Source organism: Clostridia bacterium (assembly GCA_017438525.1).
Classification (GTDB): Bacteria; Bacillota; Clostridia; order Oscillospirales; family RGIG8002; genus RGIG8002.
In genome coordinates, this window is record JAFRVI010000060.1 from 1 (window position 1) to 6,579 (window position 6,579).

At 59.8% G+C, this 6,579-nt stretch carries 6 protein-coding genes; 1 reads left to right on the top strand and 5 read right to left on the bottom strand.

The genetic code is table 11. The features are described 5' to 3' along the window. Positions 1 to 401, top strand: a 401-nt coding sequence (locus IJL83_06060; protein MBQ6553161.1) for a type I glyceraldehyde-3-phosphate dehydrogenase, incomplete at its 5' end; no start/stop codon positions are given. A 292-nt stretch (positions 402 to 693) separates the two neighbouring features. Here IJL83_06060 and IJL83_06065 read toward each other — a convergent pair. The 5 genes from IJL83_06065 to IJL83_06085 all read right to left on the bottom strand — a co-directional run bounded on the left by IJL83_06065 (position 694) and on the right by IJL83_06085 (position 6,307). Further along, positions 694 to 1,158 (bottom strand): hypothetical protein, encoded by a 465-nt coding sequence (locus IJL83_06065; protein MBQ6553162.1) that lies wholly within the window; start codon positions 1,156 to 1,158, stop codon positions 694 to 696. Between the two features lie 255 nt (positions 1,159 to 1,413). Further along, positions 1,414 to 2,376, bottom strand: coding sequence for a sugar phosphate isomerase/epimerase (locus IJL83_06070; protein MBQ6553163.1), 963 nt, complete (start codon positions 2,374 to 2,376; stop codon positions 1,414 to 1,416). Between the two features lie 519 nt (positions 2,377 to 2,895). Beyond that, positions 2,896 to 3,942, bottom strand: coding sequence for a Gfo/Idh/MocA family oxidoreductase (locus IJL83_06075; GenBank protein MBQ6553164.1), 1,047 nt, complete (start codon positions 3,940 to 3,942; stop codon positions 2,896 to 2,898). 735 nt (positions 3,943 to 4,677) lie between these two features. Further along, positions 4,678 to 5,505: a serine acetyltransferase gene (locus IJL83_06080; GenBank protein ID MBQ6553165.1), complete on the bottom strand. Its 828-nt coding sequence runs from the start codon at positions 5,503 to 5,505 to the stop codon at positions 4,678 to 4,680. A 109-nt stretch (positions 5,506 to 5,614) separates the two neighbouring features. Beyond that, a complete protein-coding gene (locus IJL83_06085) occupies positions 5,615 to 6,307 on the bottom strand; it encodes a hypothetical protein (protein MBQ6553166.1) in 693 nt (230 codons plus the stop codon). Between the last annotated feature and the right edge of the window lie 272 nt (positions 6,308 to 6,579).

The following is a 6,579-nucleotide window of genomic DNA, read 5'->3' on the forward strand; positions in this document are numbered from 1 at the left end:
CGAACATCGTTCCCATCAGCACCGGAGCTGCCAAGGCCATCGGCCTGGTCATCCCCGAGCTCATCGGCAAGCTGATCGGTTCCGCCCAGCGCGTTCCCGTGGCCACCGGCTCCACCACGATCCTCGTGGCGGTCGTCAAGGGCAGGGATATCACGGTCGAGAAGATCAACGACGCGATGAAGGCCCAGCAGAGCGAGAGCTTCGGCTACACCACCGAGCGCCTCGTTTCCGGCGACATCATCGGCATGCGTTACGGCTCGCTCTTCGACGCGAACCAGACCATGGTCACCAAGATCGACGACGACACCTATCAGGTCCAGGTCGTTTCGTGGTACGACAACGAGAACTCCTACACCAGCCAGATGGTCCGCACCATCAAGTACTTCGCCGAGCTGAAGTAAGAGAAAGCAAAAAAGAAGGACGCGCCTGCGGCGCGTCCTTTTTTTATCTGCCGCCAAAGGCGGCAATACCACTATGCGAAGCATAATACCACTGCTGCGAAGCCGCAATACCACTGACGCGAAGCGTCAATATCACCGCCGCCAAAGGCGGCGCAATGCCTCCCCTGTGCAAGGGGAGGTGCCCCGAAGGGGCGGAGGGGTTGTCCGTAGGGACGATCTTGATCGCCCGCAAATAAACAACCCCGCTTCCCTTTCGGGAAGCGATTTTTTCCTGTAAATAATGCAGTATCGCTCAATCAGTCAGCGTGCGGTCCGGCTTGCTTGCGCACTCCTTGCAGATGATTCTGTAACGCGTTCCGAGATCGTCGGCGATTTTGGCCGAATACAAATCCTCGTTCTCTTTGCCGCATAGTTCGCATTTGCCGTTTTTCACCGGGGCGTGCCCTGACAAAACTGCCGCTCCCGCACCTGCCGGAATCTCGTCCGCGGCCTGTCCGTCGATTTTAACTACGGCGCCTTCGCGCTCGTCGAAAATCCTGCCCCTTATCTGAAGCAGCAGGTCGATTATCGCGCTGATTGCCAGCACGATCATACCGTATATAAGTCCCTGAGCCCAGTAAACCAACGCCAACGCGAAATCGAACTCGTCGTAGATGTTTTTTCCTAATAGGATGCCGAGAATAAACCCGCCGACAAACGTCAGGACAGCGAGTGCTTTAAGAAAAGTCGATATGCCTTTTGCCGTGTTCGGTTGCATTTTTGTTTCCTCCCTGTATTCGTCGCAGACGGCTCCCGCTTCCCGAAAGGGAAGCGGGGTTTCAGTTATATTGCCCTGCGGGCAGTGGTATTGCGCCTGCGCCGCAGGCGGCAGCTAAATTAAATTCGTTCCTCTTCAGCTCGCCGCCTTCGGCGGCGAATTTCGCTTGCGCGACAGCGCAAATTTAGCTTGCCGAAGGCAAATTTCGCTCGTTCCGAAGGAACGAATTTAGCTGATTTTGCCCTGCGGGCAAAATCACGCCCACCACATTTCGCCTTTGGGCTGGAACGCCATGACGTCCTTCAGGAAGCGGATCGCCTTCATCAGCCCCTCGCCGCCGCAGAACAAGCTGTCCTCGTGCTCGATGCTGATGACGTAGTCGTAGCCGACGGTGCGCAGCGCGCTGACGATCTCCTTCCACTTCTTGACGTCCATGCCGTAGCCGACGGAGCGGAAGATCCAGCTGCGGTGCAGCTCGTCGCTGTAATGCTTCGTATCCAGCACGCCGTTGACGGCGGTATTGTACTTATCTATCTTCGTATCCTTCGCGTGGAAGTGGAAGATCGCGTCGCCGAGCTCGCGGATGACCATGACGGGATCCATTCCCTGCCAGACGAGGTGGCTCGGGTCGAGGTTCGCGCCGATATTCTCGCCCGCCGCTTCGCGCAGGCGGAGCATCGTTTCGGTGTTGTAGACGCAGAAGCCGGGGTGCAGCTCGAAGGCGATCTTCACGCCGTGCGCCTTCGCGAACTTCTCCTTCTCGCGCCAGTAAGGGATGAGCACCTCGTTCCACTGGTAATCGAGGATATCGAGGAACTCCGGCGGCCAGGGAGCCGTCACCCAGTTCGGATGCGACGCGGTCGGGCAGTCGCCGGGACAGCCGGAGAAGGTGTTGACGACCGGCACGCCCATCTTCTCCGCGAGCAGTATGCCGCGGGTGATGGTCTCGTCATAGTCGCGGGCGGTCTTCGCGTCCGGATGGACGGGGTTGCCGTGCGCCGAGAACGCCGAAATGACGATGCCGTGATCCTCGAACTGCCTGCGGAACTGCTCCGCGGCGGCGTTGTCGGCGAGGAGCTTTTCCGGCTCGCAGTGGTCGTGGCCGGGGAATCCGCCGACGCCGAGCTCCGCGGCCTCGATGCCGTTTTCGGCGAGGAAGTCGAGCGCCTGCGTGAGGTTTTTGTCGTTGAGTACGGGTGTGAATACGCCGAGTTTCATGTGGTGGTCCTCCTTATAAACTGCCGCGAAGCGGCAATATCACTGACGCGTACGCGTCAATATCACTATGGCGAAGCCATAATATCACTTGCGCCGAAGGCGCATATCGCGTCACGCGAAGCGTGACATATCGTGTCGGCGGAGCCGACATATCGTATTTGCCGAAAGGCAAATATATCGCGCTGCCGAAGGCGGCATATCACCGCCGACGACGCCTTGCGCTCCCGTTCGGGCGGCTCCCTCAAACCCCGGCGCCTTGCGCTCCCGTTCGGGCAGCTCCCTCGGCCGAGGGAGCTGGCAAACGCGACCAACGGGAGCGTTTGACTGAGGGAGGGAAAGACATCATCTCAAACGCAGCCGCCGCGGCAGAGGAAGGGCTCCTTCCCTCCCTCCGTCATTTTTTGCAAGCAAAAAATGACACCTCCCTCGTCTGAGGGAGGCGTCCGAAGCTCTGCTCTTATTTCCCGAAAGCTTGCGCTTATTCAAATTTCCCGAAAGCTTGCGCTTTTTCAAGCTCTCTTATTCAAACATGACCGCTTCGCCGGTCTCGGCGGACTTGAACGCCGCTTCCATTATCCGCATGACGTAGAGCGCCTCGTCCGGCTTGACGAGCAGCTCCTTCGCTTCGCCGTCGATGACCGCGGCGACGTTGGCGTAAAACTCCTTCCAGTCGGGCCACTGCTCCGGTATCTCCAGCTCCTCGAGGGTATCCTTCGGGCGCGGCGACATCGTGCGGGTCGGGCCGGCGGCGGTGTGGATGATGACGGGAGTCCACTCGAACTCCTCCTTCTTCGCGCGCACGACCTTGCCGGGCGTGCCCCATGTGTCGATCTGCAGGGCGCCCTTGCTGCCGCAGACGTACCAGCGCGGCATCTGGATCAGGTTATAGGTGCCGGTCTCGATCTGGAGCGTCAGGCCGTCCTTCATTTTTATAATGAGCTTGAAATAATCCTCGACCTCGGTCGTCTTTATCTTCGCCATCGTGCAGAAGACGCTCTCGACCTTGCGCCCGAAAAGGTGGATGAGCTGGTCGATCTGGTGCACGCCCCAGTCGAGCATCATGCCGCCGCCGGCGACCTTGAAGGCGCGCCAGCCGTACATCGCGCCGTTCTGCCCGTGGACGCGGCTCTCGACGGTGAAAAGCTCGCCGAGCAGGTCCTGATCTATCGCGCGGCGGACGATGTCGAGGTCGGCGTCCCAGCGGCGGTTCTGGTGGACGGTGAAGACCTTGCCGGCGCGTTCCGCGGCCGCCGTCATGTCGAGCAGCTCCGCGCTGCTCATCGCGACGGGCTTTTCGCAGACGACGTTTTTGCCCGCTTCGAGCGCGGCGATAACCATATCGTGATGGAAATTGTTCGGCGTGGCGACGAGGACAACGTCGAAGGAGTCGTCAGCGAGGAAGGCGTCGAGCGTTTCGTAGGCCTTCAGCCCCTGCTCCCGCGCGACCTTCAGGCGCTCGGGGTCGACGTCGTAAACGGCGACGTAGTTGACCGGCGTCTCCTTCGCGTGCTCGTAATGCCAGCTGCCCATGCCGCCGAAGCCGATTATTCCGCCCTTGTGTGTCATATATCAAACACTCCCTCTTCAATATGTTGTATTATATGTGAAAGTATACCACCGCCGGTTGTATTTGGCAATAGGTATTTGCGAGTTTGAGGCGGTTTTTTGAAAAAAGACCGCAGCCGCGCACGTAGGGACGAGCATTGCTCGTCCGGCATTGACGCAAAAGCGCCGTGTTCGTGTCATCCTGAGCGGAGCGATGCGAAGCATCGCGCCCGTAGGGACGAGCATTGCTCGTCCGGCATTGGCGCGAAAGCGCCGCGAAAGAAAACGGTAGGTTACCCGCGTTTTCTGCCGCGCACTTTTCCTTTTACAACGCCGTTTCCGACAAGATCCTTCGACTACGCGGCGTTCCGCCGCTCCGCTCAGGATGACAAACGACAACGTGAGATCCTTCGGCTCGCTTCGCTCGCTCAGGATGACAACCCCTCCGGTGCGGCGCGCCTCAGGATGATAACGGTAAGCGCTCTCAGCGATATGCGCCTGACGGCGTGCGATATATCTGCGCGGCAGATACGATATATCAGCTTCGCTGAGGTGATATGTTCGCCTTCGGCGAACGGGTGCGCCGCCGAGGCGGCGCTTCCCGCCCTCCGTCATTTTTTGCAAGCAAAAAATGACACCTCCCTCGTCTGAGGGAGGTGCTCAAAGCTCCTGCTTATCTTATAAAAATACCTTAATGCTGCTATTTGCCTGCCGACGACGACAAGCCGCAAAGGGCCGAAAAGACCCGATCTGATTCTACAGAAACACCTTAATGCTGCCTTCGCTTTCTTCGTTATGCTCCTTTTCCGCGACGCGCTCGTGCGCGGCGGTGACGGTCTTGCCCGCCGGGACGGAGTGGGTCAGCCAGACGTTGCCTCCGATGACGCAGCCGTCGCCGATGGTGGTGTCGCCGCCGAGGATGGTCGCGCCGGCGTAGATGACGACGTTGCTGCCGATGTTCGGGTGGCGCTTGACGCCCTTGACGAGGGAGCCGTCCGGCGCGACGTCGAAGCTCTTCGCGCCCAGCGTTACGCCGTGGTAGAGCTTGACGCGGTCGCCTATCACGGTCGTTTCGCCGATGACGACGCCGGTGCCGTGGTCGATGAAGAAGTATCTGCCGATGGTCGCACCCGGGTGGATGTCGATGCCGGTGCGGGAGTGGGCGTATTCCGTCATCATGCGCGGGAGCATCGGCACGCCGAGCGCGTAAAGCTCGTGCGCGACGCGGAAGACGCTCATCGCCTCGAACGCCGGGTACGCCGTGATTATCTCCTCGCGGCAGGTCGCGGCGGGGTCGCCTTCGTAGGCGGCGACGAGGTCGGTCTCGAGCAGCTCGCGCACCGCGGGCATACGCGCCATGAGCGCGTCGGTGATCTCCCCGCCGTCGTTGCGGGAAACGGCGGCTCCCGCTCTGCACGGCAGGTCGCAGACCTCCGGCAGCAGCTCCGCGAGAAGCGCGCGGGCGCGCAGCTCCGCCGCGGCGACGGAAGCGCCGTCCGACGGGCCGAACACCTCGGGGTATATCACGCCGCGGAGCGCGTTCAGCAGCTCCGGCAGCTTCGTTTTAAGCTTAGCGTAGTTCATGGGGTACCTCTGATATGCTTCTCTTATATATTATATAATGAAGAAAGCGTTTGGGTTCCGGTTGAAAAAAACAGGGCGGCGCGTTACGCACCGCCCCCTGTTTTAAGAATTACTGCTGCGCGACGGGCATCTGGGAGAGCATGGCGGTGCGCTGCTCGATCATGCCGCGCACGTCGCCGGAGATCGCGATGACCGCCTGGTCGTCCTTCTTCTCGGCGGCGACGCGGAGGTCCTTGATGCGCGAAACGATCTGGCCCTCGATGCCGAGGACTTCCTCGCGGCTGAACGCCGGAGTCTGAGAAAGCGCGAAGGCGGCGGCGTTGACGGCGTCGCGGGCTTCGCCTTCACGGGCGCGCTTGATGGCGTCGGCGAGCAGTTCGCCGGCCTTGTTGACGAAGACGCCGGGGGCGACCTTCTCCTTCTCCGCTTCGTCGGCGGTGGCGCCGGCGATGAGCACTACCAGCGCGAGCGTCGCGTAGATCACGAAGAGGACGAGCTGGACGAGGAACGCGGCCTTCCATCCCTCCGGATTGAAGAGGATGAAGATCAGGCCGACGATGAACTCAATGCAGAAATAGAACATCGAAACCGTGGCGAGCGGGAAGCCGAAGATCTTGTCGCTCTTCACGCCGCGGACGATCAGCGGGCTGAATATCATCAGCAGATAGGAAAGATGGATCGCGCCGTAGGAGATCCAGCGGGACGCGTTCGCGCCTTCGTGGCCTCCGAGCAGGAAGAACATCGCGTTGAACAGCACGAGGAACAGCGAAAGGAGTATGATTATAAGGACTCTCTTTTTCATGTTTTTGCCTCTCTTTTCCCGCCGCAGAAACTGCGACGTTTTTTTACGTATAATATATTACATCTTTTGGAGAAGTTTGTCAATAGAAATCACGTTATCGTTATTCCGCGGCGGGCGGACGGGCATTGCCCGTCCCTGCGGGCGACGAACGCGGCAGTGATATTATCGCTGCGCGATAGTGATATTGACGCTTTGCGTCAGTGATATTTGCCCTTCGGCCAAGTGATATTGCGGCTTCGCCGCAGATTTTGCTCCCCCCGTCGTTTTTGCCG